Raw genomic sequence first — 24832 nt, 5'->3', positions numbered from 1 at the left:
GGGGGAGCGGGTGCGCCCCTGGCGGGCCTGGTGGGAAGGGTGCGGGATACTTGGGGGCGTGGCCGGGGGGACCCGGTCGGGAGATGGAAAGCAGCAGAAGGGCTCGAAGTGACTGAGATCGAGATCGGGCGAGGCAAGCGCGGCCGCCGGGCGTACTCCTTCGACGACATCGCCGTCGTCCCCAGCCGCCGTACGCGTGACCCGAAGGAGGTCTCGATCGCTTGGCAGATCGACGCCTACCGTTTCGAACTGCCGTTCCTGGCCGCGCCGATGGACAGCGTGGTGTCGCCGGAGCAGGCGATCGCGATCGGGCAGCTGGGCGGCCTGGGCGTGCTGAACCTGGAGGGGCTGTGGACGCGGTACGAGGACCCGCGCCCGCTGCTGGCGGAGATCGCCGCGATCCCCGACGAGGCGGTGGCGACCCGGCGCCTGCAGGAGGTGTACGCGGAGCCGATCAAGGCCGAGCTGATCAAGGAGCGGATCAAGGAGGTCCGTGACTCGGGCGTGGTGACCGCCGCCGCGCTCTCGCCGCAGCGCACCGCCGAGTTCTCCAAGGCCGTGGTGGACGCCGGCGTCGACGTGTTCGTGATCCGCGGCACCACGGTGTCGGCCGAGCACGTCTCGGGCGCGGCCGAGCCGCTCAACCTCAAGCAGTTCATCTACGAGCTCGACGTGCCGGTGATCGTCGGCGGCTGCGCCACCTACACCGCCGCGCTGCACCTGATGCGCACCGGCGCGGCCGGCGTGCTGGTCGGCTTCGGCGGCGGCGCCGCGCACACCACCCGGGGCGTGCTGGGCATCCAGGTGCCGATGGCCACCGCCGTCGCGGACGTCGCGGCCGCCCGCCGGGACTACATGGACGAGTCCGGCGGCCGGTACGTGCACGTGATCGCGGACGGCGGCGTCGGCTACAGCGGCGACATCCCCAAGGCCGTGGCCTGCGGCGCGGACGCGGTGATGATCGGCGCCGCGCTGGCCCGCGCCACCGACGCGCCCGGCCAGGGCTACCACTGGGGCATGGAGGCCGTCCACGAGGAGCTGCCGCGCGGCAAGCGGGTGCACCTGGGCACCGTCGGCACCACCGAGCAGATCCTGACCGGTCCGTCGCACACCCCCGACGGCACCATGAACCTGTTCGGCGCGCTGCGCCGGGCGATGGCCACCACCGGCTACACCGAGCTCAAGGAGTTCCAGCGGGTCGAGGTCACGGTCAACCCCGCCCGGTGACACCCCGCTGACGGACCGTCAGCACCTCGGAGGGCCCCCGCCGCAACCGGCGGGGGCCCTCCGTCGTCCTCACACCACGGGCGCGCCCGGACGGTCGCCGGGGGCCGGACGCGGGGGCGGGTGGCCGGGCCGGGGCCGGACAGGGGATGATGGGGGCTCCGGCCTGCGACCGCCGCCCTCGGCGGTCCGACACGCCGTCAGGTCACGGCCGGGGCACCCGCCGAGGGCCGCGACACCATGGGGAGAGCGCACCGATGACGCAGCCGCAGGAACCGACCGGCCGACTGCTGGCGGACCGCTACCGGCTCGGCGAGGTGCTCGGGCGCGGCGGCATGGGCACCGTCTGGCGGGCCGAGGACGAGATGCTGGGCCGGATCGTCGCGGTCAAGGAACTCCGGATGACCGGCACCGTCGACGAGATCGAGAAGCACCGGCTGGTCGTCCGCACCCTGCGCGAGGCCAAGGCCACCGCCCGGATCCGGCACACCTCGGCCGTCACCGTCTTCGACGTGGTCGAGGAGGACGACCGGCCGTGGATCGTGATGGAACTCGTCGCCGGCCGCTCGCTGGCCGACGTGGTCGCCGAGGACGGCCCGCTCGCCCCCGAACGGGCCGCGAGGATCGCGCTCGACCTGCTCGGGGTGCTCGGCGCCGCGCACCGCCAGGGCATCCTGCACCGGGACGTGAAACCGTCCAACGTGCTGATCGGCGAGGACGGGCGCACCGTGCTCACCGACTTCGGCATCGCCAGCGTCGAGGGCGACACCTCCATCACCTCCACCGGCATGCTGGTCGGCGCCCCCTCCTACATCGCCCCCGAGCGGGCCCGCGGCAAGCTGCCCGGACCGCCCTCCGACCTGTGGTCGCTGGGCGGCACGCTGTACGCGATGGTCGAGGGCGTCCCGCCGTACGACCGGGGCGACGCGCTGGCCACCCTCACCGCCGTGATGACCGAACCGCTGCCCGAGCCGCGCAACGCCGGGCCGCTGCGGGGCGTCATCGAGGGGCTGCTGGAGAAGGACCCGGCCCGGCGGATGGACGCCGACACCGCCCGGCCGCTGCTCGAACTGATCGCCGCCGGGAAGCCGCTGCCCGAGGCCGAGACGGTGGCCGTCCCGGTGCCCCCGGCCCCGGAGCCGACCCCGGCTCCCCCTTCGTCCCCGGCCGGGTCCGGGCCGACGGTGACGGCGACGGAACCGCTCCGGACGGGCGGGGCGCCGCCCGCGGGCGGGCCGTTCGGCTCGCGGCGGCGGGCGCTGCTGACCGGGGCGGCGGTGGTCGCCGCGCTCGCGCTGATCGCGGCGCTGGTGGTGTTCTGGCCCCGGGGCGACGGGGACGGCGGGAGGGACGGCGCGGTCGCCGCCGCCGCGGACGGGGCCGCGGCGTCCGCGAGCCCGTCGGCGTCGGCGAGCCCGTCGGCCTCCGCGCAGGCCGCGGACCCGAGCTCCGCGCCGCCCGCCGCGGAGCCGTCGCCGCTGCCGTCGGCCGGGCAGATACCCGCCGGGTACCGGGTGTACAAGGACCCGTCCGGGTTCAGCATCGCGCTGCCCGAGTGGATGGCCGACCAGGGGCCGGACTACCGGGCCACCAGCCGCCGCTTCGAGGGCCGCGGGCTGCGGCTGGTCGTCGACTGGCAGAGCCCCGCCGGGGCGAGCGCGCTGAAGGACTGGCAGGAGTCCGACCGCAACGCGAAGATGACCGACTACCGCCGGGTCAGGGTGGAGGCCGTCGCCTACCGGGACTGGACCAACGCCGCCGACTGGGAGTGGACGTACACCGGCAAGTCCGGCACCCTGCTGCACTCGCTCAACCGCGGCTTCGTCACCGGCGGCGGCAAGTACGGCTACGCGATCTACTGGACCATGCCCGAGGAGGACTGGTCGGCCCCGGACGGCTCGCTGGCCCGGCGGATCTCCTTCGAGAGCTTCCAGCCCGCGCCGTAGCCGGCGCGGTGGCCGACGCGGTGGCGCGCGGCGCGCCCGGCGGGGGCCGGGTGTTCCGGGCGGGCCGGGGCCGCGGCGGGGGCGGCTCCGGGTGGGGTGGCCGGGGGTGCGGGGGTGCGGGGGCGGCTCCCGGCGGGGGCGGAAAGCGCGCACCGGGCGGTGGCGGGGGCGGAGGGGAGCCGTACGCTGGCGGGACGACGGCGTGAGGAACAGACATGCGAGCGGCACCGGGGCAACTGGTGGCCGGACGGTACCGGGTGACGGACCGTCCGGAGGGTGAGGTCGGTGTGCTCGCGGTGGACGTCCACAGCGGGGCGCGGGTGCGACTGTTCGGGCTGGAGCTGCCCGAACTGCTGGTGCCGGGGCACCCGGTGGGGGCGCCCGCCCCGTCGTACGGGCCGCGGCTGACCGCCCGGGTCGCGCAGGTCGCGGCGGCGGCGACGGCGCACCCGCGGCTGCTGCGGGGGCTCGCGGCGGGCCCCGAGGACGAGGTGCTGTGGATCGCCGAGGAGGCGGTGCCCGGGGTGCCGCTGGAGCGGCTGGCGGGCAACGGCCCGGTCTCGCCGTACCGGGTGGCCGAGATCGGCGCGGACCTGGCGGGCGCGCTGCGGTCCGTGCACGAGGCCGGGCTGACGCACGGGAACCTGACGCTGCGCACGGTGCTGGTCTGCGAGGACGGCGCGGCGATGCTGGGCGGGCTGCTGCTGGGCGCCGCCGAGGAGGAGCTGTGCGCGGCGCTGGGCGGCGAGGTGCCGCGCCGGGTGTACGAGACCCGGGCGCTGATGCTCGGACCGCTCGCCGAGCGCTGGGCGATCGACGCGGGCGCCCCCGCCGACACCTGGGCGCTGGGCGTGCTGCTGTACCGGCTGCTGACCGGCCACGGCCCGTACCCGGAGGACGACCTGCCGACGCTGCTGGCGGCCGTCCGGGACGGGCGGCACCACCCGGCGGACGGCTGCGGGCCGCTGCGGCCACTGGTCGAGCGGCTGCTGCGGCCGGACGCCGCGGCCCGGCCGGACGCGGTCGCCGTGCAGCGGGAGTTGCGCGAGCTGCTGTCGTTCGCGCCCGAACCGGACCGGGACGGCCCGCCCGACCCGCTGCTGCCGGTGCCCCGGCCGGAGGCCGGTCCGCTGGTGCCGCACCCGCGCGGGCGGCGCCCGGCGCGGGCGACGGACCGTCAGGGTCCGGCGCGTCCGCCGCGGGTGCCGCCGAAGCTGCTCGGGCCGCTGGTGCTGGGCGGCGTGCTGGTGCTGCTGTGCGCGGCGGTCGCGGTGATCGTCGCGGTCGCGGGCTGAGAGCGGGCGGTCACCGTGCGGTTCCGAGCCCGGGTCGCGATTCCCGGGGCGCGCCGGGCAGCCTAGGCTTGCCTTCGAACCGCCGGTGCGAGCCGGCACACGGTCTGCCAGGACCCCGTCCGACCGGCGGTGGGGGGAATCGAAGGGGGGACGGTCATGGGCGCACAGGACCAGTCGACGGGCCGTCTGCTGGCCGGGCGTTACGCGCTCGGCGAGCGTCTGGGGCGCGGCGGGATGGGGACCGTCTGGCGCGCCAGGGACGAGATGCTGGACCGGGAGGTGGCCGTCAAGGAGCTGACGGTCAGCCACCTCTCGGAGGAGGACCTGGAGATCCTCCAGTCCCGGATGAAGCGCGAGGCCCGGGCCGCCGCCCGGATCAAGCACCCGGGCGTGATCACCATCCACGACGTGCTGGAGCAGGACGGCCGGCCGTGGATCGTCATGGAGCTGGTGGACGGCCGCGCGCTGTCCGACGTGATCAGCCAGGACGGCGCCCTGACGCCCCGGGAGGCCGCCACCGTCGGCCTCCAGGTGCTGGCCGCCCTGCACCGCGGCCACCAGCTGGGGGTGCTGCACCGCGACGTCAAGCCCGCCAACGTGCTGCTGGAGCACGGCACCGGGCGGGCCGTGCTGCTCGACTTCGGCATCGCCAAGTTCGAGGGCGCGATGGACATCACCCGCCCGGGCGACCTGGTCGGCTCGCCCGACTACCTGGCCCCGGAGCGCGCCCAGGGCCAGCGCCCCGGCCCGGCCTCCGACCTGTGGGCGCTGGGCGCGACGCTGTACCACGCGGTGGAGGGCGAGTCGCCGTTCCGCCGGGACAACCCGCTCAGCACGCTCACCGCGGTGGTCGACGAGCCGCTGCCCGAACCGCGCCGGGCCGGCGGGCTCGGGCCGGTGCTGGCCGCGCTGATGGCCAAGGACCCGGCCGAGCGGCCCGGCGCCGACGAGATCGGCCGGATGCTGCGCGAGGTCGCCGACGGGCACACCGTCAGCCTCCGGGTCCCCGACCAGCCCGGGGCGTCGCGGCTGCCCACCCAGGTGGTGCCGGTCGTCGACCGGACCGCGCAGGCCGCCCCCGACCCGGCGGACGGGGCGTCCGAGGAGGGCACCGAGCCGGGCCGGACCGCGGCCCGGCCGCCCGCCACCGCCCAGGCCCCCGCCCCGGCGCCCCGGCGGCGCGGGCGGGCGCTGCTGTGGACGCTGGTCGGCGTGCTGCTGCTGGCCGGGGTCGGCGGCGGCGCGTACTACGTCCACCAGCACCGGCAGGGGACGGTCGCGGCGCCCGACCCGACCCCGTCCGGCGACAACCCGCTGACCGGCGAGAGCCCGCTGCCCAGCGGCGCGCCCGCGCCCCCCGGGTACGTCTGGAAGGACGACCCGGCCGGGTTCCGCTTCCTGCTGCCCACCAACGGGACCTGGGAGCGCAGCGAGCACGACGGCGGGCAGATCTACTACACGCCCGACAACCAGGAGCACTTCCTGCTGTTCGCGGTGTCGGTCGGCCAGGCCCTCGCCCCGAAGGACCACTTCCTGGAGATGGAGGGCTCGCTCGCCAAGAGCCTCAAGGACTACCAGCGCACCACCCTCGACACCGTCAAGATCAAGGGCCAGGAGGCCGCGGTGTGGGAGTTCGCCTTCGGCGCGAAGGACGCCCGCCGGCACGCCAAGGAGGTCGAGTTCCGGCGCGCGGACGGGACGGCGTTCATGGTGTACGTGTCGGGGCCGGAGAAGGACTGGCGCGACAGCCTGCGGCAGTTCACCACCGTGCTGAACAACTTCACGCCGACCATCTGACCGGAATCCGACACGCCGCCTTTTGGTGTTACCGGCGGGTACACAAGACAGGTTCCAGGGCCTAGGCTGCCCGCATGACGGAGAGCACGATCCAGGGCCGGCGCAACCCCGCGGCGAAGGGTGCGGCGCGCGGCGTCGCATCGGCGGTGCCGGCCGCGCTGGTGGCGCGGCTGGCCAAGGGCGTGACGGCGTCCGGCGGGCAGACCGCCGAGACGCTCGCGCCGCTGACCGGCGAGGCGCTGGCCGCGCTGCCGGTCTCCTCGGAGGCGGACGTCGAGCGGGCGTTCGACCAGGCCAGGCGGGCCCAGCCCGCCTGGGCCGCGCTGTCGGTGCGGCACCGGGCGGGCGTCCTGCTCCGCTTCCACGACCTGCTGCTCAAGCGGCAGGACGAGGTGCTGGACCTCGTCCAGGCGGAGACCGGCAAGGCCCGGCTGCACGCCTTCGAGGAGGTGATGGCCGTCGCCTCGGCGGCCCGGCACTACGGCCGCGCCGCCCACTCCTACCTGCGCGACCGCCGCCGCGGCGGTGCCGTGCCCGGCCTGACCAGCGCCGTGGAGGCCCGCCGCCCCAAGGGCGTGGTCGGCCAGATCTCGCCGTGGAACTACCCGCTGGAGCTGTCGGTCGGCGACGCGCTGCCCGCCCTGGTCGCCGGCAACGCGGTGGTCAACAAGCCGGACACCCAGACCGCGCTGACCGCCCTGTGGGCCCGCGAGCTGTTCGTCGAGGCCGGACTGCCCCCGCAGGTCTGGCAGATCGTGCTCGGGGACGGCCCGGTGGTCGGCCCGCAGGTGGTCGAGCGCGCCGACTACGTCGCCTTCACCGGCTCCACCCGCACCGGCCGCGACGTCGCCCGGCGGGCCGCCGAACGGCTGGTCGGCGCCTCGCTGGAACTCGGCGGCAAGAACGCCATGCTGGTGCTCGCCGACGCCGACCTGGACCGGGCCGCCGCCGGCGCCGTCCGGGCCTGCTTCTCCTCGGCCGGACAGCTGTGCATCTCCATCGAACGGCTCTTCGTGCACCGCTCGGTCGCCGACGCCTTCCTGGCGAAGTTCGCCGAGCGGACCGCCGCGCTGCGGTTGGGCGGCGGCCTCGCCTACGGCGCCGACATGGGCTCGCTGGTCTCCGCCCGCCAGCTGGAGACCGTCACCCGGCACGTCGAGGAGGCCGTCAAGGCCGGCGCGGAGGTGCTGGCCGGCGGGCAGGCCCGGCCCGACCTGGGCCCGCTGTTCTACGAGCCCACCATCCTGGACGGCGTCACCCCCGACATGGCGGTCTGCGCCGAGGAGACCTTCGGCCCGGTCGTCTCGGTCTACCGCTTCGACACCGAGGACGAGGCCGTCGCCGCCGCCAACGCCACCCCCTACGGCCTCAACTCCAGCGTCTGGACCAGGGACACCGGCCGCGGCCGCCGGGTCGCCGCCCGGCTGCGCACCGGCACCGTCAACGTCAACGAGGCGTACGCCGCCGCGTACGGCTCGGTGGCCTCGCCGATGGGCGGCATGGGCGACTCCGGGCTGGGCCGGCGGCACGGCGCCGAGGGCATCCTGCGCTACACCGAGGCGCAGACCGTCGCCGTGCAGCGGCTGCTGCCGATCGGCCCGTCGCTCGGCATGGACGACCGGAAGTTCGCCGAGTTCTTCACCACCGGCCTGAAGGTCATGAAGGCCCTCCGGCTGAAGTAGCAATCCGAGGAGGAGGCAGCAGTGTCGTACGACTACGACGTCGTGGTGGTCGGTTCGGGCTTCGGCGGTTCGGTCGCGGCACTGCGGCTGACCGAGAAGGGCTACAAGGTCGCCGTCCTGGAGGCCGGGCGCAGGTTCCGCCGCGAGGAGCTGCCCAGCACCTCCTGGAACCTGCGCGACTACCTGTGGGCACCCGCCCTCGGCCGCTACGGCATCCAGCGCATCCACCTGCTGCGCAACGTGCTGATCCTGGCCGGGGCGGGCGTCGGCGGCGGCTCGCTGAACTACGCCAACACCCTGTACGTCCCGCCGAAGCCGTTCTTCGAGGACCGGCAGTGGCGGCACATCACCGACTGGCAGGCCGAGCTCGCCCCGTTCTACGACCAGGCGCAGCGGATGCTCGGCGTCCGGCTCAACCCGACGATGACCCCCTCCGACGTGCACCTGAAGGCCGCCGCCGAGGCGATGGGCTGCGGCGACACCTTCCACCTGGCGCCGGTCGGGGTGTTCTTCGGCGACGGGCGGGACGGCACCGGCGAGGCCAAGGCCGCCCCCGGCGGCGAGGTCGACGACCCGTACTTCGGCGGCGCCGGACCCCGGCGCAGGGCGTGCACCGAGTGCGGGGAGTGCATGACCGGCTGCCGGCACGGCGCCAAGAACACCCTCACCGAGAACTACCTGTACCTGGCCGAACGGGCCGGCGCCGAGATCCTGCCGATGACCACCGTCCGGCGGCTGCGCCCGCACGGCGAGGGCTACGCGGTCGACGTGCTGCCCACCGACGCCCGCACCCGGCGGGCCCGGACGGCCGGGGCGCGCACGATCACCGCCGAGCGGGTCGTGGTCGCGGCCGGCACCTACGGCACCCAGACCCTGCTGCACCGGATGCGCGAGAGCGGCCTGCTGCCCCGGATCTCCGCCCGGCTCGGCCACCTCACCCGCACCAACTCCGAGGCCCTGGTGGGCGCGCAGACCTCCACCCGGCGCTACGGGGAGCGCCCCGACTTCACCCGCGGCGTGGCCATCACCTCCTCGGTGCACCCCGACGCCAACACCCACATCGAGCCGGTCCGCTACGGGCGGGGCTCCAACGCGATGGGCGCGCTCTCCATCCAGCAGGTCAGCGGCGCCGGGCGCGGCCCGCGCTGGCTGCGCTACCTCGGCGCCGCCGCCCGGCACCCGTGGATCTTCGCCCAGTCGATGAACCAGCACCGCTGGTCGGAGAAGACCATCATCGGCCTGGTCATGCAGTCCCTGGACAACTCGCTGACGGTCTCCCTGAAGAACGGCAAGCTCACCTCCCGGCAGGGCCACGGCGCCCCCAACCCGAGCTGGATCCCGGCCGCCGAGGAGGGCGCCCGGGCCCTGGCCGCCTCCATCAACGGCTTCGCCGGCTCCACCGCCGGCGAGATCTTCGACATCCCGCTGACCGCGCACTTCCTCGGCGGCTGCCCGATCGGCGACAGCGCCGACACCGGCGTCGTCGACCCCTACCACCGGCTGTACGGGCACCCCGGGATCAGCGTGGTCGACGGCTCCGCGGTCTCCGCCAACCTGGGCGTCAACCCCTCGCTGACCATCACCGCGCAGGCCGAGCGCGCCATGTCGATGTGGCCCAACCGCGGCGAGGCCGACCCGCGCCCCGAACCGGGCGCCGCCTACCGCCCCGTCCCGCCGGTCGAACCGCGCCGACCCGCCGTCCCGGCCGGGGCGTTCGGCGCGCTGCGCCTGCCGCTGCTGCCCGTCCCGAAGGTGCCCGCCCGGGCCCCGGAAGGAGATTGACATCCCTTTACCCGCGGTGGGATAAACGGGCCCTCGACGTACGAACCGCCCGGGGGGACCCACCATGCCCATCTGCCTGTCCTGCGGCGCGGCCTCGGTCGGCGCCGCGGCGACCTGCGCCAACTGCGGGGGGCAGCTCGCCGCGCCCGCGATCGGCGAGGTCGTCGAGGACACCGGCACCGGCCCGGCCGGTCCCTCCCCGTGGGGCGCCGGCCGGGTGCACCACGGCCGGGACCTGCCGCTGCCCTCCCGCGGCTGGCTCACCGCCGGCCGGGTGCTGCTCGCGCCGACCGGGCTGCTGGTGCTGGCCGCCGTGATCGGCGCGGGCAGCGGGGACGGCGACGGCTCGCCGCTGTTCGAGAGCTCCTGGTCGGCCGAGGGCTTCCAGGCCTGGCTGGCCCTGGTCCTCACCGCGTTCGGCGCGCCGGTGCGGCTGGTCATGACCGCCACCGGCCCGCGGGCCGACGGCCCGGCGTCCGGCCTGTCCAGCTCCAGCCACCTGGTGATGTACCTGGTCACGCTGGGGTGGCTGCTGGCGCTCTGGCTCGGCCTGCGGGTCTCCGCCCGGGCCCGCCGCCGGGACGGCGCCACCGAGCCGACCGGTCCCGCCGCCGGGCTCCAGGCGCTGCGCACCGGCGTGCTGTCCGCGCTCGTCGCGCTGCTGCTGGGCTGGCTGGCCGGGTACGACACGGACGCCGCCGCCACCCCGTCGCTGCGGATCGAGACCGGGCCGGAGCTGCTGCCGCTCACCGCGTCCGCGGGCCTGGCCGCGGCCGTCCTGGTGCTGGCCGTGGACGGCGCGGCCGCGCTGCGGGCCGAGGCCGCCCGGCGCGGTTGGCTGGGCAGCCTGCTGCTCGCCTGGCAGCACGCCTTCCGGGTGCTGGGCGGCCTGCTGGCGCTGCTCACCGCGGTCGCCCTGGTGGCGCAGCTGGTCTCCGACGACGTGTTCCCGGACAGCGCCTCGCTGGGGCTGGTCACCAACAACGGCCTGCTGCTGTTCGGCGTCGGCGGCGGCGCGACCCTGCTGACGGCCGACTCCTTCGGGCTCGGCCACCGGGCGATGTCGCTGTTCGACCTGGACGGCCACGGCGGCGGCTGGTGGTTCGCGGTGCTCCTGCCGCTGGCCGCCGCGCTGGCGCTCGGCTGGTCCGCGCACCGGGGCCGGCTGGCCCAGCGCGACCGGGCCGTGCTGGCGGGCCTGTACGCGGTGCTCACCGGCGCGCTGCTGCTCGGCACCTCGATCTGGAGCACCCTGGGCGGCAAGCGCGACGAGGTCGCCGGGATCGTCCTCGACAGCCGGGACACCCTCGGCTGGTCGCTGCTCTCGGTGCTGGTCTCCGCCCTGGCCTGGGGCGCGGCCGGCGCGCTGCTGGTGCCCGCGGTGCTCGACGCGGCGCGCCGCACCCCCGCGCCGCTCGTCCCGGCCCCGCCGCACCCGGCGGCCGGGCCGGCCGTGCCGCCGGTGCCCGCCGGGCCGCCGGTGCTCCCGGTGCTGCCCGCGCAGGCGGGCGCCGACCGGTTCGGCGCGGTGCCGCACGGGTCGGTCGAGCTGGTGTCCGACGAGCTGCCGGCCCCCGCCGCGCCCGTCCCCGCACCCACCGCCGCCGGGTCCGACCCGCACGCCGACCCGCACGCCGCGTACCGGCGCCCGGACACCGCCCGCTGAGAACCGAGGCCGAGGCCGAGGCGGGAGACCGGAGACCGGAGACCGGGACCGGGCCCGCGTCCGGCTCCGGACAGGCCAAAGGGCCCCGCGGGGGAACGGGGCCCTTTGTCGCAGCACTCGGCGTCAGGGCCGCGCCGGTGCTGGGTCGACGGCGCCCGGGGAGGAGCGCCGTCTCGGAAGGATGGTCACGGACACGCGCCGGGGCCGGATGGGCCTCACGGAGCGTGAGAGGGGAGCCGTCCGGGGGACGGGCTCTCCACGGCCGGGGGTGTACGGTGAGCCCCCGCCTCCCAGCAATCGTCGTGGACGAGTGCCTTGCCGTGCAACCGATTCGACGTAACTGGCGGGGTGGACGGAACAGGACACGGCGCGCGGCGGCGCCGGGCCCGACCGTCCGGAGTGATCACTGTGCGTGAGGAGCGCTTGCGGGGCGTACCGGGGCGTACGCCGGGGCGGGCGGCTGACTGGGGTGTGGCGGTCGGCACCGGTACCGGCCGCCACACCCCGGGTCCGCCCGGTCGCGGACGGGTTCGCTGTCCCCTGCTGACCCGACCGCGGCACCGGGGCGCGGTCCCACGGCGGGCCCGTGCCCGCCACGCGCACCCGGTGGACCGGAGATGATCCACGCGTGGTTCCGCCGCACGGTGCCGCCCGCACCTGGAGGGCGCCGACGTCTCGTGCGGTCTCCCGGTGCAACGATTCGCCCGCCCGCCCGGTCACGGGCGGCGGCGCGGGCAGTCGGGTGAAAGCGTCCCGGTAGACTCGGTGGTGACACCCCCTTGTACCGCCGCCGGAAGGCCGTCTGTGTCCGCTGATTCCCCCGTCCAGTCCGCACCCGAGAACGACACCGTCCTGGTCGTCGACTTCGGTGCCCAGTACGCCCAGCTCATCGCCCGTCGGGTGCGTGAGGCGCGGGTCTACAGCGAGATCGTGCCGAGCACCATGCCGGTCGCCGAGATGCTCGCCAGGAACCCGAAGGCGATCATCCTCTCCGGCGGTCCGTCGTCGGTCTACGAGGAGGGCGCCCCCCAGCTCGACCGCGCGCTCTTCGAGGCCGGGGTGCCGGTCTTCGGCATGTGCTACGGCTTCCAGCTGATGGCCAAGACGCTCGGCGGCACCGTCGACAACAGCGGCGCCCGCGAGTACGGCCGCACCCCGCTGACCGTCTCCCGCCCCGGCTCCACGCTGTTCGAGGGCACCCCCGCGCAGCAGTCGGTGTGGATGTCGCACGGCGACGCCTGCTCGGCCGCGCCCGAGGGCTTCACCGTCACCGCCTCCACCGACGTGGTGCCGGTCGCCGCCTTCGAGAACGACGACCTCAAGCTGTACGGCGTGCAGTACCACCCCGAGGTGATGCACTCCGAGCACGGCCAGCAGGTGCTGGAGCACTTCCTGTACCGCGGCGCGGGCATCGCCCCGAACTGGACCACCACCAACGTGGTCGAGGAGCAGGTCGCGCTGATCCGCGAGCAGGTCGGCGACCGGCGCGCCATCTGCGGCCTGTCCGGCGGCGTGGACTCCGCGGTCGCCGCCGCCCTGGTGCAGCGCGCCATCGGCGACCGGCTGACCTGCGTGTACGTCGACCACGGCCTGATGCGCAAGGGCGAGACCGAGCAGGTCGAGAAGGACTTCGTCGCGGCCACCGGCGTCAAGCTGGTCGTGGTCGACGCCGAGGAGCGCTTCCTGACCGCGCTGGCGGGCGTCTCCGACCCCGAGCAGAAGCGCAAGATCATCGGCCGCGAGTTCATCCGGGTCTTCGAGCAGGCCCAGGCCGACATCGTCGCCGACGAGGGCCCGGCCGTGGAGTTCCTGGTCCAGGGCACCCTGTACCCGGACGTGGTGGAGTCCGGCGGCGGCACCGGCACCGCCAACATCAAGTCCCACCACAACGTCGGCGGCCTCCCCGAGGACCTCGAGTTCCAGCTCGTCGAGCCGCTGCGCAAGCTGTTCAAGGACGAGGTCCGGATGGTCGGCCAGGAGCTCGGCCTGCCCGCCGAGATCGTCCAGCGCCAGCCGTTCCCCGGCCCGGGCCTGGGCATCCGGATCGTCGGCGAGGTCACCAGGGAGCGCCTGGACCTGCTCCGCGACGCCGACGCCATCGCCCGCGAGGAGCTCACCCTGGCCGGCCTGGACGCCCGGATCTGGCAGTGCCCGGTCGTCCTGCTGGCCGACGTCCGCTCGGTCGGCGTGCAGGGCGACGGCCGCACCTACGGCCACCCGATCGTGCTGCGCCCGGTCTCCTCCGAGGACGCCATGACCGCGGACTGGTCGCGCCTGCCCTACGAGGTGCTGGCGAAGATCTCCACCCGGATCACCAACGAGGTCAAGGACGTGAACCGGGTCGTCCTGGACGTCACCTCCAAGCCGCCGGGCACCATCGAGTGGGAGTGATCCCACCGGCAACCGTGTGACCGCGCCGCCGCTCCCCGCGCCAGGGGAGTGGCGGCGCGGCCATGTACGGGGGGCAGCGGGCACAATCGGACCCGATCCTGTCGGCGGACGGCAGGCGGCGAGCGAGAGGGCGACGGCGATGGCGACCGGGACGGGCGGCACGGCGGGCACCAGGATCACCGAGTGGAAGGCGCGGGGCTCGCGCTTCGCGCTGCTGCCGCTGCGGCTGTTCCTGGGGGTGACCTTCGTCTACGCGGCCTTCGACAAGCTCTCCGACGCGCACTACCTGGCCGGCGCCGGCGACCCGGCCTCCTTCTACGCCCAGACCCGGGCCGCGGAGGGGAGCAGCCCGATCGGCTGGGCGCTGGGCCCCGCACTGCACGCGCCGACCCTGTTCGGCCTGCTGATCGCCTTCGGTGAGCTGGCCGTCGGCCTGGGCACCCTGTTCGGCCTGTGGGGCCGGGTCGCCGCGCTCGGCGGCGCGCTGCTGTCCGCCACGCTCTGGCTGACCGTCAGCTTCCACACCACCCCCTACTACCTGGGCAACGACCTGGCCTACCTGCTGGCCTGGACGCCGCTGCTGCTGGCCGGCACCCCCTACCTGTCGGTCGACGGCTACCTGGCCGACCGGGCCGCCCGCGACCGGGCCCGCGGCCTCGCCGAGGACGCGGTGCGCCGCCGCGCCCTGCTGGACGGCGGCATCGCGGCCGTCGCGCTCGGCGGCGCCGGGCTGCTCTCCGGCTCGCTCACCGCCGGCTTCGGCCGGGACGAGACCCCCGCCGCGGCGAGCGCCGGCGCCACCAGCCCCGTCCCGCAGGCCGGGCCCGCGGTGCCCGCCGCGCAGGTCCCGGTCGGCGGCTCCGCCACCGTCAAGGACCCGGCCAGCGGCGACGCCGTCTACGTCGTCCAGCCCGCCGCCGGGCGGTACGCCGGCCTGTCCTCGGTGTGCACCCACTCCGGCTGCACGGTCAACCCGCCCAAGGACGGCAAGCTGTACTGCCCCTGCCACGGCTCCACCTTCGACGCCGCCACCGGCGCGGTGATCACCGGCCCGGCCGTGAAGCCGCTGCCCGGGTACACCGTCACCAGGAACGGCGACCAGCTGGAGCTGGGCCCGCAGCAGTCCTGACCTAGTCCAGGGTGTGGTCGTCGTCGCGGGCGCCGCCCCGGCCGTGCCGGGAGGCGGCCACCAGGGCGCCGGCCAGGCCGCCCGCGCCGAGCACGATGCACGCCAGCGGCAGCACGAAGCGGCCGTTCACCTCGCGCCCGTTCAGCGAGGCCACCAGGTAGAGCACCGCCAGCGCGGTGAACAGCCCGCCCGCGACCAGCGCGTACAGGTCGAACCGGTGCTTCCTCATCACCGCACCACCTCGATGTCGCCGGCGCCCACCGTCACCGTCAGCTCCAGTGCCCCCTTGGACGGCTGCCCGTCCGGGACCTCGATCACCACGTCCTCGTGGGTGAACGGGCCGCCGAAGCCCTGCCCGTCCGGCAGCCGGACGTCCCCCACGCCGTCGCGCAGCTTCAGCCGCAGCTCCACCCCGGCGGGCACGGTCACCCGGGCGCTGCCCGCGCCGACCCGCAGCTCGGTGGCGAGGGTGCCGCCCCGGGGGTCGAGCGCCGACAGGTCGAGCCGGGCGTGGCCGGCCCCCAGCGTGTAGCGCGCGGGCAGGTCGGCCGCGGTGGCCGTCCAGGCGCGGTCGCCGGTGGAGTCCGCGACCGTCGCCGAGGTGCCGGCCGCCAGGACCAGGCCCGCGGTCAGCAGCAGCGACAGGAAGGTCAGCCCGCGGGTGCGCCCCCAGCGGGCGCTGAGCAGCATGGCCAGGCCCAGCGGCAGCAGCGCCACCGCCAGCACCGTCGACCAGCGGTGCGCGCCGTGGTCGTCGGCCGCCACCGCCCAGGACGCGCCGACCGCCACCAGCACCGCCGACGCCCCCAGCACCGGGGTGCCGCGCTCGGCCCGGCGGCGGGCCCGCCACTCGCGGTGCGCCCGGTGCCGCTCCCTCGCCTGCCGGTGCGCCTCGTGGCGCCGGTCGGCCCGCTCCTGGAAGTCGGCCGTCCGGCGGTCCGTCCGGTCCCGGTGCGCGTCCTCGCGCGGCTCCTTGCGCAGCGGGTCGCCCTCCGGCAGGTCGGTGCGCTGCCACCACGGCCGGGCGGGCGTCCCGTACGGCGGGGTGGCCCCGCCGTACGGGTCGCGCTCCGGGTGCCGCGGGTCCCACAGGTAGCCGGACGGGCCGACCGGCGGGGTGTCCCCGTACTCCGCGCCGCCCGCCCCGTGGTGCTCCGCGTGCCGGGCCCGGAGCCGCTCCTGGAGCTCCGCGCCGCGGACCTTCCACTCGGCCCGCAGGTCCCGGCCGACCGACTCGCTCCAGGTCTTCCAGTCGGCGAACGGGCCGGAGTCCTCCAGCCGGTCCCGCGGGCCGGTGCTCCCGGCCGGGGCCGGGCCGTCGCCGCCGCCCTCGAAGCGCCGCCGCCGCTCCGGGTCGTAGCGCAGCGCCAGGAAGACCAGCGCGGCGAGCAGCAGCAGCGGGAAGAGCTGGCCGCCGTCGCCCATCGAGGAGAAGAACACCCCGGTGCCGATCACCGTCACCAGCACCGCGCCCACCGACTGGCCGTCGACCCGGCCGGTCAGCACCCGCTGCAGCTCGGTGCGGCCGCCCTCGCCGTCCGCGGCCTCCCGCGGCACCACCAGCCAGGCCAGGCCGTACAGGAACAGCCCGAGCCCGCCGGTCAGGCCGAGCACCGCGATCACCACCCGGAACACCACCGGGTCGATGTCCAGGTAGCGGCCGAGGCCGCCGCACACCCCCGCCACCACCCGGTGCCGGGAGGAGCGGGTGAGTGCCGGCCGGCCCTCGGCGGGGCGGCCGGCGGTTCCTCCGGGATCTGGTCGTCCGTCATGTCCCCATCCTCCCGGGCCGCCGGGCCCCGCCCAACCGTCCGGGGCCCGGGGCCGACCCTGAACTGTCCCTGAGGGCCGCCTAGGGGCCGGACCCTGATGCGCCGCCGCACCGGCACCTGCCACCATCGGTGCCGTGGCCGTACCCGAGACCAGAAGCCCCGAGCCCGCGCCGACCGATCCGCCGGCCGGCCCGCCGCCCTACCGGCGGCTGTACCGCAGCCCGCACGGCCGGATCCTCGGCGGCGTCTGCCAGGGCCTGGCGGTCCACCTCGGCGTGCCCGTCACCTGGGTGCGGCTGGCGTTCATCGTGCTGTTCTTCTCCGAGGGCATCGGCGCCCTGCTGTACGCCGCGTTCTGGGTGGTGGTGCCGCTGGGCATCAACCAGGCCGCCCCCGGCGCCGACCGCCCGGCCCGCCGCCCCGGCGACGGCGCCCCCGGCCGCCTGGGCCGGCTGCGCGAACTGCTGGAGCGCACCTTCCACGGCGACGACCTGCACGGCACGGACGCCGCCGCGGACCCGGCGGACGCCGCGGGGTCCGCCGTCGGGGGCCGCGGCCGGGCCGGCAGCCTGGGCCAGCTGTTCGCGCTGGTCGCCCTGGTGATCGGCGTGATGGCGCTGCTGTCCGCGCTCGGCGTCCAGACCGCCAAGCCGTACGTGTGGCCGCTGCTCGCGGTCGGCATCGGCGTCGCCCTGGTGTGGCGGCAGGCCGACGACTCGCGCTGGCAGAGCTGGTTCGGCCTGGAGCCGGGCAGCCGCAAGGGCGCCTACCTGCGGGTGCTGGCCGGGGTGCTGCTGGTGGTGGCCGGCATCATCGGCTACTTCGTCACCCAGGGCGTGGACTCGCCGGTCGCCCTGGTCGTCGAGTCCTCGCTGGCCGTGGTGGCCGGCGTGCTGGTGCTCGGCGGCCCGTCCATGCTGCGGATGTGGCAGGACCTCGGCGCCGAGCGCACCGCCCGCATCCGGGCCCAGGAGCGGGCCGAGATCGCCGCGCACGTCCACGACTCGGTGCTGCACACCCTGACCCTGATCCAGCGCCGGGCCGAGGACCCCAAGGAGGTGCTGCGCCTGGCCCGCGCCCAGGAGCGCGAACTGCGCCTGTGGCTGTACCGCCCGGAGGCCGCCGCCGAGGCCGCCCCCGACACCCTGGCCGAGCACCTGCGCGAGATCGTCGCCGAGGTCGAGGACCGGCACGGCGTCCCCCTGGAGCTGGTCTGCGTCGGCGACTGCCCGATGGACGAGCGGATCGCCTCGCAGATGCAGGCCGCCAGGGAAGCCATGGTGAACGCCGCCAAGTACGGTGGCGGTGGACCGGTCCAGGTCTACGCGGAGGTGGAGGGGAGGGCGGTGTCGGTGTTCGTCCGCGACCACGGCCCCGGCTTCGACCCCGACGACCTCCCCGAGGACCGCATGGGCGTACGCGAATCGATCATCGGCCGGATGCGGCGCAACGGGGGCACCGCGCGGGTGCGGCCCGCGCCGGACGGCGGGACCGAGGTCGAGCTGGAGATGGAGAGGGCGGCAGATGACTGACGCAGCGTCAGGGGCGGCGGCGGCCGGGAGGCGGGCCCGGGTGGTCCTGGTCGACGACCACCGGATGTTCCGCACCGGGGTGCGCGCCGAGATCGGGCGCACCGACGAGACCGGCATCGACGTGGTCGGCGAGGCCGACGACGTGGAGTCCGCGGTCCGGGTGGTCGCCGAGACCCGGCCCGACGTGGTGCTGCTGGACGTCCACCTGCCCGGCGGCGGCGGCGTCGAGGTGCTGCGCCGCTCGGCCGGCGTCGAGGGGGTGCGCTTCCTCGCGCTGTCCGTCTCGGACGCCGCCGAGGACGTGATCGGGGTGATCCGCGGCGGCGCCCGCGGCTACGTCACCAAGACCATCACCGGCACCGACCTGGTCAACGCGGTCTTCCGGATCGCCGACGGCGACGCGGTGTTCTCGCCCCGGCTGGCCGGCTTCGTGCTCGACGCGTTCGCCGCCACCGACACCCCGCCGGTCGACGAGGACCTCGACCGGCTCACCCAGCGCGAGCGCGAGGTGCTGCGGCTGATCGCCCGCGGCTACGCGTACAAGGAGATCGCCAAGCAGCTGTTCATCTCGGTCAAGACGGTGGAGAGCCACGTCTCCGCGGTGCTGCGCAAGCTCCAGCTCTCCAACCGGCACGAACTGACCCGCTGGGCCACGGCGCGCCGCCTGGTCTGACCCCGCCCGGGCGGCCCGCCCCCGCGGCCGGGCCGCCCGCCGGAGCGGTGGTGCCGCCGTGCCCGGGCAGGTGACGATGTGTTTGGATAGAACCCGTGCCGACCCTCCGCTCGTGTCGCCCCCGGGTGCGACGACCGCGTCCCGCCACCTCCCCGGCCCGCCCGGCCGGACACCGCCCCGGCCGCGCCGCATGAGCGTCGGAGCGGTCCCCGGCCCCGCGTCCGGCCCGGACACCGTCGAGGCCCCGCAGGCCCCGCCGCGGCCCACCCGGTGGAACGCCCGGTGGGGCACCGGGTGGAGCGCACCGGCCTGGACCCGCCGCCTGCTGTGGGTGTGGCCCGCCGCGCTGACCCTGGTGGCCTGCCTGTACGGGGCCGGCGGCCCGCTGCTCTGGGACGACGAGCTGGCCACCTGGAACGCGGCGAGCCGCTCGCCGCACGAGATCTTCCACCTGCTGGACCACCTGGACGCCGTGATCGGCGCCTACTACCTCCTGATCCACTTCTGGACCGAGCTGGCCGGGCACTCGGTCGTCGCGCTCCGGACGCCCTCCGCGCTGGCGATGGCCGGTGCCGCCGCCTTCGTCACCCTGATCGGCCGCAAGCTCTTCACGCCCGCCGCCGGACTGGTCGCGGGCACCCTGTTCGCGCTGGTCCCCTCGGTGTCCCGGTACGGGCAGGAGGTCCGCGGCTACGCCTTCGTGGTCTTCTTCGCCGCGCTGGCCACCCTGCTGCTGCTGCGCGCCCTGGACCGGCCGTCCGCCCTGCGCTGGGCGCCGTACGCGCTCGCGCTGGCCGGTGCCGGGCTGTTCCACGTCGTCGCGCTGGTCCTGATCGTCCCGCACGCCCTGGTCGCGGCCGGACGCTGGTGGACCGGGCGGGCGCGCGGCGTGCTGGTCGGCTTCCCGCTCGCCGCGTTCGGCGCGGTGCTGCCGCTGCTCCCGCTGATCGCCCTCGGCCGGCACCAGGTGGACCGGCAGCTCAGCTGGCTGGCCAAGCCCACCATCCCGTACGTCGCCCAGACCATGTGGCGCGGCCTGTACGGCTCGGCCTGGGTCAGCCTGCTGGTGCTGGCCTGCGCGGCCCTGCCGCTGGCCTGGCCGCGCGGCCGCCGCCCGGCGGTGGAGATCGGCCTGGTCGCGGCGCTGCCGATCCCGCTGCTCTGGTTCGCCTCGCAGGGGCACACCTCGTACTTCCTCGACCGCTACCTGCTCTTCACGCTGCCCGCCTGGGCCGTGCTGGCCGGCGCGGGCCTGGCCGCGCTGCGCCCCCGGGTGCTCGTCGCGGCCGGCCTGGCGGCCGTCCTGGTGCTGGGCGCGCACGACCAGCGGGTGGTGCGCCAGCGCTACTCGCACACCGGCTGGGACGCCGCGGCCGCCGCGAAGGTCATCGCCGACGGCTACCGGCCCGGCGACGCCGTCGCGCCGCAGCGCTACGGGAACGCGGTCTTCACGGCCGTGCCCACCGCGCTGGAGCTCTATCTGCCGGAGCGGGTCCGGCTCGACGACGTCTTCGTCGCGAGGAGCGCGGTCGAGCTGGGCGAGCTCTACCCGCAGCTGTGCGGCGACCCGGCGGCCTGCCTCGGGGACGTCCGGCGGGTCTGGGTGGTCACCGTGGTCAACGACCGCGCACTCGCCCCCGACGGCACCCCGTCGTGCACGACGACCCGTTCGAGGGCTTCGACCCCGGCCAGGCCGAGGCGCTGCGGGCGGCCTTCCCGAAGAGCACCGTCACCCACCGGCACGGCGTGCTGGTCACCCTGCTGGAGCGCTGACCCCGCCGCCCGCCCGGGGCCCCGCCCCGGCGAGCCTGCGCGGCCCGCCGCACCCCGCTGCATAGCGTGGGCGCCGTGCCAGCCGCCCCCCGAGACCGCGCCCGCCCGGCGCCCGCCGGAGGGGACGGGCCGTGGCCCGCGTCCTGACCCGGGCCGCCCCCGACGCGCCCGTCCGGGCCCGGCCGCGCCGACCGGCCCCCCGGCCCGCCGCCCGGGCCGCCCTGCTCGGCTACCTCGCCGTCCGGGCGGTCGGCCTGCTGCTGCTGGTCCACCAGGGCGGCGCCGCCGGGGCCGCGCACCGGCTGAGCGGCCTGTGGGACGCCCGCTGGTACCGGCAGATCGCCCTGCACGGCTACGCGGGCACCGCGCCCGTCCACGGCCCGCACGGCCTCTACGAGCCGTACGCGTTCTTCCCCGCCTACCCGCTGCTGGTGCGGGCCGCCGCGCTGCTGCTGCCGCTCGGCGCGGCGGCGCTCGCGGTGGCCTGGGCGGCGTCGCTGGCCGCGGCCTGGGGGATCTTCGCGGTCGCCGCCCGGCTGTACGGGGACCGGGCCGGGGTGGTCGCCGCCGTGCTGTGGGGCGTCCTGCCGTCCGCGGTGGTGGAGGGCGCCGCGTACTCGGAGGCGCTGTTCACCGCCTTCGCCGCCTGGGCCGTGCACGCGGCGCTGTGCCGCCGCTGGGTGGCGGCCGGGCTGCTGTGCGCCGCCGCCGGGCTGACCCGCCCCACCGGGCTGGCGCTCGCCCTGGCGGTCGGCGCCGCCGCGCTGCTGGAGCTGGTGCCGCGCCGGGCCGGTCCGGGCGGGCCGGGGGCGGGCCCGTCCGGCGCGGTGCCGGTCCGCCGGGTCGATCCGCGGGCGCTGGCCGGGGCGCTGCTGGCGCCGCTGGGCTGCGTGGGCTTCATCGCCTGGGTCGGGTGGCGCAAGGGCCGCTGGGACGGCTACTTCCGGGTCCAGGACGCCTGGCAGACCCGGTTCGACTTCGGCCGCTCCACCCTGGTCTCGCTCCGCCGCCTGCTGGCCGCCCCCGAGCCGGTCTGGCTGGCCGACGTGGTCGCCGCCGGCACCCTGCTGGCGGCCGCGGTGCTGCTGGTGCTCTCGGCGCTGCGCCGCCAGCCGCCGGTGCTGCTGCTGTACAGCGCGGCGGTGCTGGCCCTGGCGCTCGGCGACGCCGCCTACTTCACCTCCCGGGCGCGCTTCCTGCTGCCCGCCTTCGGGCTGCTGCTCCCGCTCGCCACCGCGCTGGCCCGCACCCGCGGCCGGGCGGTGCCGGCCGTGCTGCTCGGCGCGGCGGCGCTGGTCTCCGCGGCGTACGGGGGCTACGCGGTCTTCGTCTACCCGGACGCCCCGTAGCGCCCCTGGCCGCTTCCGTGGTGCCCCGGGCGGCCCCAACCCGCCGCGCCGGTGCGGGCGTTCGGGCCCGCGCGGCGGGAGCGGGCGGGGATGTCGGCGGCGGGCCATAGACTCGAAGGGCCATGAGTAGCCTCTTCGATGACCTCCCGCTCCCCGGCTTCGAGCGTCCCGCCGTCGGGTCGAGCCCCCGCCCCGCAGCCCCGCAGTGGTCGGAGGAGGAGGCCCCGCCGCCCGCCGACGAACCGTACGACGACATCCCGTACGACGACGTCCCGTACGACCCCGGCTACGGCGAGGGCGGCCCCCCCGAGGAGGACATCCCGGACGGGCTGTTCGCCACCGACCACGCCGCCGAGGCCGAGCGCGACGCCTGGCACCGCAACGGCGCCGCCCGCACCGTCGTCGACCCGGCGCAGCTACTGGAGGGCATGAACGACCCGCAGCGCGAGGCCGTGCTGCACGCCGGTTCGCCGCTGCTGATCGTGGCCGGCGCCGGCTCCGGCAAGACCCGGGTGCTCACCCACCGGATCGCCCACCTGCTGGCCGCGCGCGGCGTGCAGCCCGGCGAGATCCTGGCGATCACCTTCACCAACAAGGCCGCCGGCGAGATGCGCGAGCGGGTCGAGGCGCTGGTCGGCCCGCGCGCCAAGGCGATGTGGGTCTCCACCTTCCACAGCGCGTGCGTGCGCATCCTGCGCCGCGAGGCCAAGCAGCTGGGCATGAACTCCAGCTTCTCGATCTACGACTCGGCGGACTCCCAGCGCCTGATGTCCCTGGTCTGCCGGGACCTCGACCTCGACCCCAAGCAGTTCCCGCCGAAGTCCTTCACCGCCAAGGTCAGCAACCTCAAGAACGAGCTGATCGACGAGGAGACGTACGCCGACCAGGCGGCCAACCCGATGGAGAAGAAGCTCGCCGAGGCGTACTTCCTCTACCAGCGGCGGCTGCGCGAGGCCAACGCCCTCGACTTCGACGACATCATCATGACCACCGTGCACCTGCTCCAGGCGTTCCCCGACGTCGCCGAGCACTACCGGCGCCGGTTCCGGCACATCCTGGTCGACGAGTACCAGGACACCAACCACGCCCAGTACACGCTGGTGCGCGAGCTCTCCGGCGGCTCCGCCACCCACGCCCCCCGGATGACCGCGGACGGCGACTTCGTCAACCCGGCCGAGGCCCACCTCGCCCAGGTCCCGCCCGCCGAGCTGTGCGTCGTCGGCGACGCCGACCAGTCGATCTACGCCTTCCGCGGCGCGACCATCCGCAACATCCTCCAGTTCGAGGAGGACTACCCGAACGCGACGACGATCCTGCTGGAGCAGAACTACCGCTCCACCCAGACCATCCTCACCGCCGCCAACTCGGTCATCGAACGCAACACCAACCGCCGCAAGAAGAACCTCTGGACGGCCGGCGACCAGGGCGAGCAGGTCGTCGGCTACGTCGCCGACGACGAGCACGGCGAGGCCCAGTTCATCGCCGAGGAGATCGACCGCCTCACCGACGCCGGCGACGCCCGCCCCGGCGACGTGGCGATCTTCTACCGCACCAACGCCCAGTCCCGGGTCTTCGAGGAGGTGTTCATCCGGGTCGGCCTGCCCTACAAGGTGGTCGGCGGCGTGCGCTTCTACGAGCGCAAGGAGGTCAAGGACGTCCTGGCCTACCTGCGGGTGCTCTCCAACCCCGAGGACACCGTCCCGCTGCGCCGCATCCTCAACGTCCCCAAGCGCGGCATCGGCGAGCGCGCCGAGGCGATGATCGACGCGCTCGCCTCCCGGGAGCGGATCTCCTTCGCCGCCGCGCTGCGCCGGGTCGACGAGGCGTACGGCATGGCGGCGCGCTCCGCCAACGCGGTGAAGAAGTTCAACGAGCTGCTGGCCGGCCTGCGCCAGGTGGTCGAGTCCGGGGCCGGGCCGGCCGCCGTGCTGGAGGCCGTCCTGGAGGAGACCGGGTACCTCGCCGAACTCCAGTCCTCCACCGACCCGCAGGACGAGACCCGGGTGGAGAACCTCCAGGAGCTCGCCGCGGTCGCCCTCGAGTACGAGAAGGACCCGGGGGAGCGCCCCGAGGGCGACGAGGGGCCGCCGGTCGGCTCGCTCGCCGACTTCCTGGAGCGGGTCGCGCTGGTCGCCGACTCCGACCAGATCCCGGACGAGGAGGACGGCGCGGGCGTCATCACGATGATGACCCTGCACACCGCCAAGGGCCTGGAGTTCCCCGTCGTCTTCCTCACCGGCATGGAGGACGGGATCTTCCCGCACATGCGGGCCCTCAACCAGGTCAAGGAGCTGGAGGAGGAGCGCCGCCTCGCCTACGTCGGCCTCACCCGGGCCCGGCAGCGGCTCTACCTGACCCGCTCGGTGCTGCGCAGCGCCTGGGGGCAGCCCTCCTACAACCCGGCCTCGCGCTTCCTGGAGGAGATCCCGGAGAAGCTGATCCAGTGGAAGCGCACCGGCGCGGCCGCGGTGCCGCCCTCGCGCGGCTACTCCACGGGCTCCTCGGGCGCGGGCTCCTCGCGGGGTTCCGGCTCCTCGGCCGCCGCCTCGCCGAAGGCCGGCTGGGGCAGGTCCGCCCGGACGGTCACCGACCGGGAGGTGGTGGCGCTCGCCGTCGGCGACCGGGTCAGCCACGACAGCTTCGGCCTGGGCACCGTCGTCGCCACCCAGGGCGTCGGCGACAAGGCCCGCGCCACGGTCGACTTCGGCTCCGCCGGGCGCAAGGAACTGCTCCTGCGTTACGCCCCCGTCGAGAAGCTCTGAGCGGGGTCGGCCCCGCACGCTGTGATTTTGCCCTCCTCTCGGCAGGCAGGGAAGGACGG

General features: G+C 75.8%; 16 protein-coding genes and 1 pseudogene. 14 read left to right on the top strand and 3 right to left on the bottom strand.

Translation table 11 applies throughout. The annotated features are described in order from the left end of the window. Window positions 1-108 precede the first annotated feature (108 nt). The 9 genes from QMQ26_RS14395 to QMQ26_RS37465 all read left to right on the top strand — a co-directional run bounded on the left by QMQ26_RS14395 (window position 109) and on the right by QMQ26_RS37465 (window position 14912). Window positions 109-1227, top strand: a complete 1119-nt coding sequence (locus tag QMQ26_RS14395; protein ID WP_100837866.1) for a GuaB3 family IMP dehydrogenase-related protein — start codon at window positions 109-111, stop codon at window positions 1225-1227. Between the two features lie 254 nt (window positions 1228-1481). Further along, complete coding sequence (locus QMQ26_RS14390; protein ID WP_282205956.1) at window positions 1482-3170, top strand: serine/threonine-protein kinase; 1689 nt, start codon at window positions 1482-1484, stop codon at window positions 3168-3170. A 215-nt stretch (window positions 3171-3385) separates the two neighbouring features. After that, window positions 3386-4465, top strand: a complete 1080-nt coding sequence (locus tag QMQ26_RS14385; RefSeq protein WP_282205955.1) for a protein kinase — start codon at window positions 3386-3388, stop codon at window positions 4463-4465. Between the two features lie 156 nt (window positions 4466-4621). Continuing rightward, window positions 4622-6262 carry a serine/threonine-protein kinase gene (locus tag QMQ26_RS14380; protein WP_282205954.1) on the top strand — a complete coding sequence of 547 codons (1641 nt, stop codon included), beginning with the start codon at window positions 4622-4624 and terminating at the stop codon, window positions 6260-6262. A 74-nt stretch (window positions 6263-6336) separates the two neighbouring features. After that, window positions 6337-7944: a succinic semialdehyde dehydrogenase gene (locus QMQ26_RS14375; RefSeq protein ID WP_282205953.1), complete on the top strand. Its 1608-nt coding sequence runs from the start codon at window positions 6337-6339 to the stop codon at window positions 7942-7944. Window positions 7945-7965: 21 nt separating this feature from the next. Continuing rightward, a complete protein-coding gene (locus QMQ26_RS14370; protein WP_282205952.1) occupies window positions 7966-9726 on the top strand; it encodes a GMC oxidoreductase in 1761 nt (586 codons plus the stop codon). Between the two features lie 64 nt (window positions 9727-9790). After that, complete coding sequence (locus QMQ26_RS14365; protein ID WP_282205951.1) at window positions 9791-11392, top strand: hypothetical protein; 1602 nt, start codon at window positions 9791-9793, stop codon at window positions 11390-11392. Window positions 11393-12196: 804 nt separating this feature from the next. Next, complete coding sequence (gene guaA / locus QMQ26_RS14360; protein ID WP_100837873.1) at window positions 12197-13783, top strand: glutamine-hydrolyzing GMP synthase; 1587 nt, start codon at window positions 12197-12199, stop codon at window positions 13781-13783. A gap of 139 nt (window positions 13784-13922) precedes the next feature. Further along, on the top strand, window positions 13923-14912 hold the full coding sequence (locus tag QMQ26_RS37465; protein WP_159073180.1) for a Rieske 2Fe-2S domain-containing protein: 990 nt from the start codon (window positions 13923-13925) through the stop codon (window positions 14910-14912). A gap of 1 nt (window position 14913) precedes the next feature. On the opposite strand, the gene QMQ26_RS14345 is transcribed toward QMQ26_RS37465, so the two are convergent. Both QMQ26_RS14345 and QMQ26_RS14340 read right to left on the bottom strand, forming a co-directional pair. Continuing rightward, window positions 14914-15141, bottom strand: coding sequence for a hypothetical protein (locus QMQ26_RS14345; protein ID WP_100837874.1), 228 nt, complete (start codon window positions 15139-15141; stop codon window positions 14914-14916). Further along, window positions 15141-16589 carry a PspC domain-containing protein gene (locus QMQ26_RS14340; protein ID WP_404814124.1) on the bottom strand — a complete coding sequence of 483 codons (1449 nt, stop codon included), beginning with the start codon at window positions 16587-16589 and terminating at the stop codon, window positions 15141-15143. Before QMQ26_RS14340 ends, QMQ26_RS14345 begins: the two co-directional genes overlap by 1 nt. Before the next feature lie 229 nt (window positions 16590-16818). On the opposite strand from QMQ26_RS14340, the gene QMQ26_RS14335 reads away from it, so the two are divergent. The 3 genes and pseudogenes from QMQ26_RS14335 to QMQ26_RS38285 form a co-directional block, all read left to right on the top strand. Then, on the top strand, window positions 16819-18216 hold the full coding sequence (locus tag QMQ26_RS14335) for an ATP-binding protein (RefSeq protein WP_100837876.1): 1398 nt from the start codon (window positions 16819-16821) through the stop codon (window positions 18214-18216). Continuing rightward, the gene (locus QMQ26_RS14330) at window positions 18209-18889 is read left to right on the top strand and encodes a LuxR C-terminal-related transcriptional regulator (protein ID WP_100837877.1); all 681 of its coding nucleotides are present in this window, start codon (window positions 18209-18211) and stop codon (window positions 18887-18889) included. The genes QMQ26_RS14335 and QMQ26_RS14330 overlap by 8 nt, the downstream gene beginning before the upstream one ends. Window positions 18890-18965: 76 nt before the next feature. Continuing rightward, a pseudogene (locus QMQ26_RS38285) lies at window positions 18966-19685 on the top strand (glycosyltransferase family 39 protein); the annotation flags it as partial. On the opposite strand, the gene QMQ26_RS14325 reads toward QMQ26_RS38285, so the two are convergent. Continuing rightward, entirely contained in the window at window positions 19580-20074 is a 495-nt protein-coding gene (locus QMQ26_RS14325; RefSeq protein WP_282205949.1) for a hypothetical protein, read from the bottom strand. The pseudogene QMQ26_RS38285 and the gene QMQ26_RS14325 overlap by 106 nt on opposite strands. 719 nt (window positions 20075-20793) lie before the next feature. On the opposite strand from QMQ26_RS14325, the gene QMQ26_RS14320 reads away from it, so the two are divergent. Together QMQ26_RS14320 and pcrA are read left to right on the top strand one after the other, a co-directional pair. Beyond that, window positions 20794-22011: a hypothetical protein gene (locus QMQ26_RS14320; RefSeq protein WP_282205948.1), complete on the top strand. Its 1218-nt coding sequence runs from the start codon at window positions 20794-20796 to the stop codon at window positions 22009-22011. A 122-nt stretch (window positions 22012-22133) separates the two neighbouring features. Beyond that, the gene (gene pcrA / locus QMQ26_RS14315; protein WP_282205947.1) at window positions 22134-24773 is read left to right on the top strand and encodes a DNA helicase PcrA; all 2640 of its coding nucleotides are present in this window, start codon (window positions 22134-22136) and stop codon (window positions 24771-24773) included. The last annotated feature ends 59 nt before the right edge of the window (window positions 24774-24832 follow it).

The sequence above is a fragment of the Kitasatospora fiedleri genome, assembly GCF_948472415.1.
GTDB lineage: Bacteria > Actinomycetota > Actinomycetes > Streptomycetales > Streptomycetaceae > Kitasatospora > Kitasatospora fiedleri.
Note: the sequence above shows the minus strand (reverse complement) of the source record. Positions and strands in the feature narration are given on the sequence as shown.

Bases quoted from the DNA above. Each gene is read 5' to 3' on its own strand.
- QMQ26_RS14390 (WP_282205956.1), top strand. From the start codon at position 1,482: ATGACGCAGCCGCAGGAACCGACCGGCCGACTGCTGGCGGACCGCTAC.
- QMQ26_RS14385 (WP_282205955.1), top strand. From the start codon at position 3,386: ATGCGAGCGGCACCGGGGCAACTGGTGGCCGGACGGTACCGGGTGACG.
- QMQ26_RS14380 (WP_282205954.1), top strand. From the start codon at position 4,622: ATGGGCGCACAGGACCAGTCGACGGGCCGTCTGCTGGCCGGGCGTTAC.
- QMQ26_RS14375 (WP_282205953.1), top strand. From the start codon at position 6,337: ATGACGGAGAGCACGATCCAGGGCCGGCGCAACCCCGCGGCGAAGGGT.
- QMQ26_RS14365 (WP_282205951.1), top strand. From the start codon at position 9,791: ATGCCCATCTGCCTGTCCTGCGGCGCGGCCTCGGTCGGCGCCGCGGCG.
- QMQ26_RS37465 (WP_159073180.1), top strand. From the start codon at position 13,923: ATGGCGACCGGGACGGGCGGCACGGCGGGCACCAGGATCACCGAGTGG.
- QMQ26_RS14345 (WP_100837874.1), bottom strand. From the start codon at position 15,141: ATGAGGAAGCACCGGTTCGACCTGTACGCGCTGGTCGCGGGCGGGCTG.
- QMQ26_RS14330 (WP_100837877.1), top strand. From the start codon at position 18,209: ATGACTGACGCAGCGTCAGGGGCGGCGGCGGCCGGGAGGCGGGCCCGG.
- pcrA (WP_282205947.1), top strand. From the start codon at position 22,134: ATGAGTAGCCTCTTCGATGACCTCCCGCTCCCCGGCTTCGAGCGTCCC.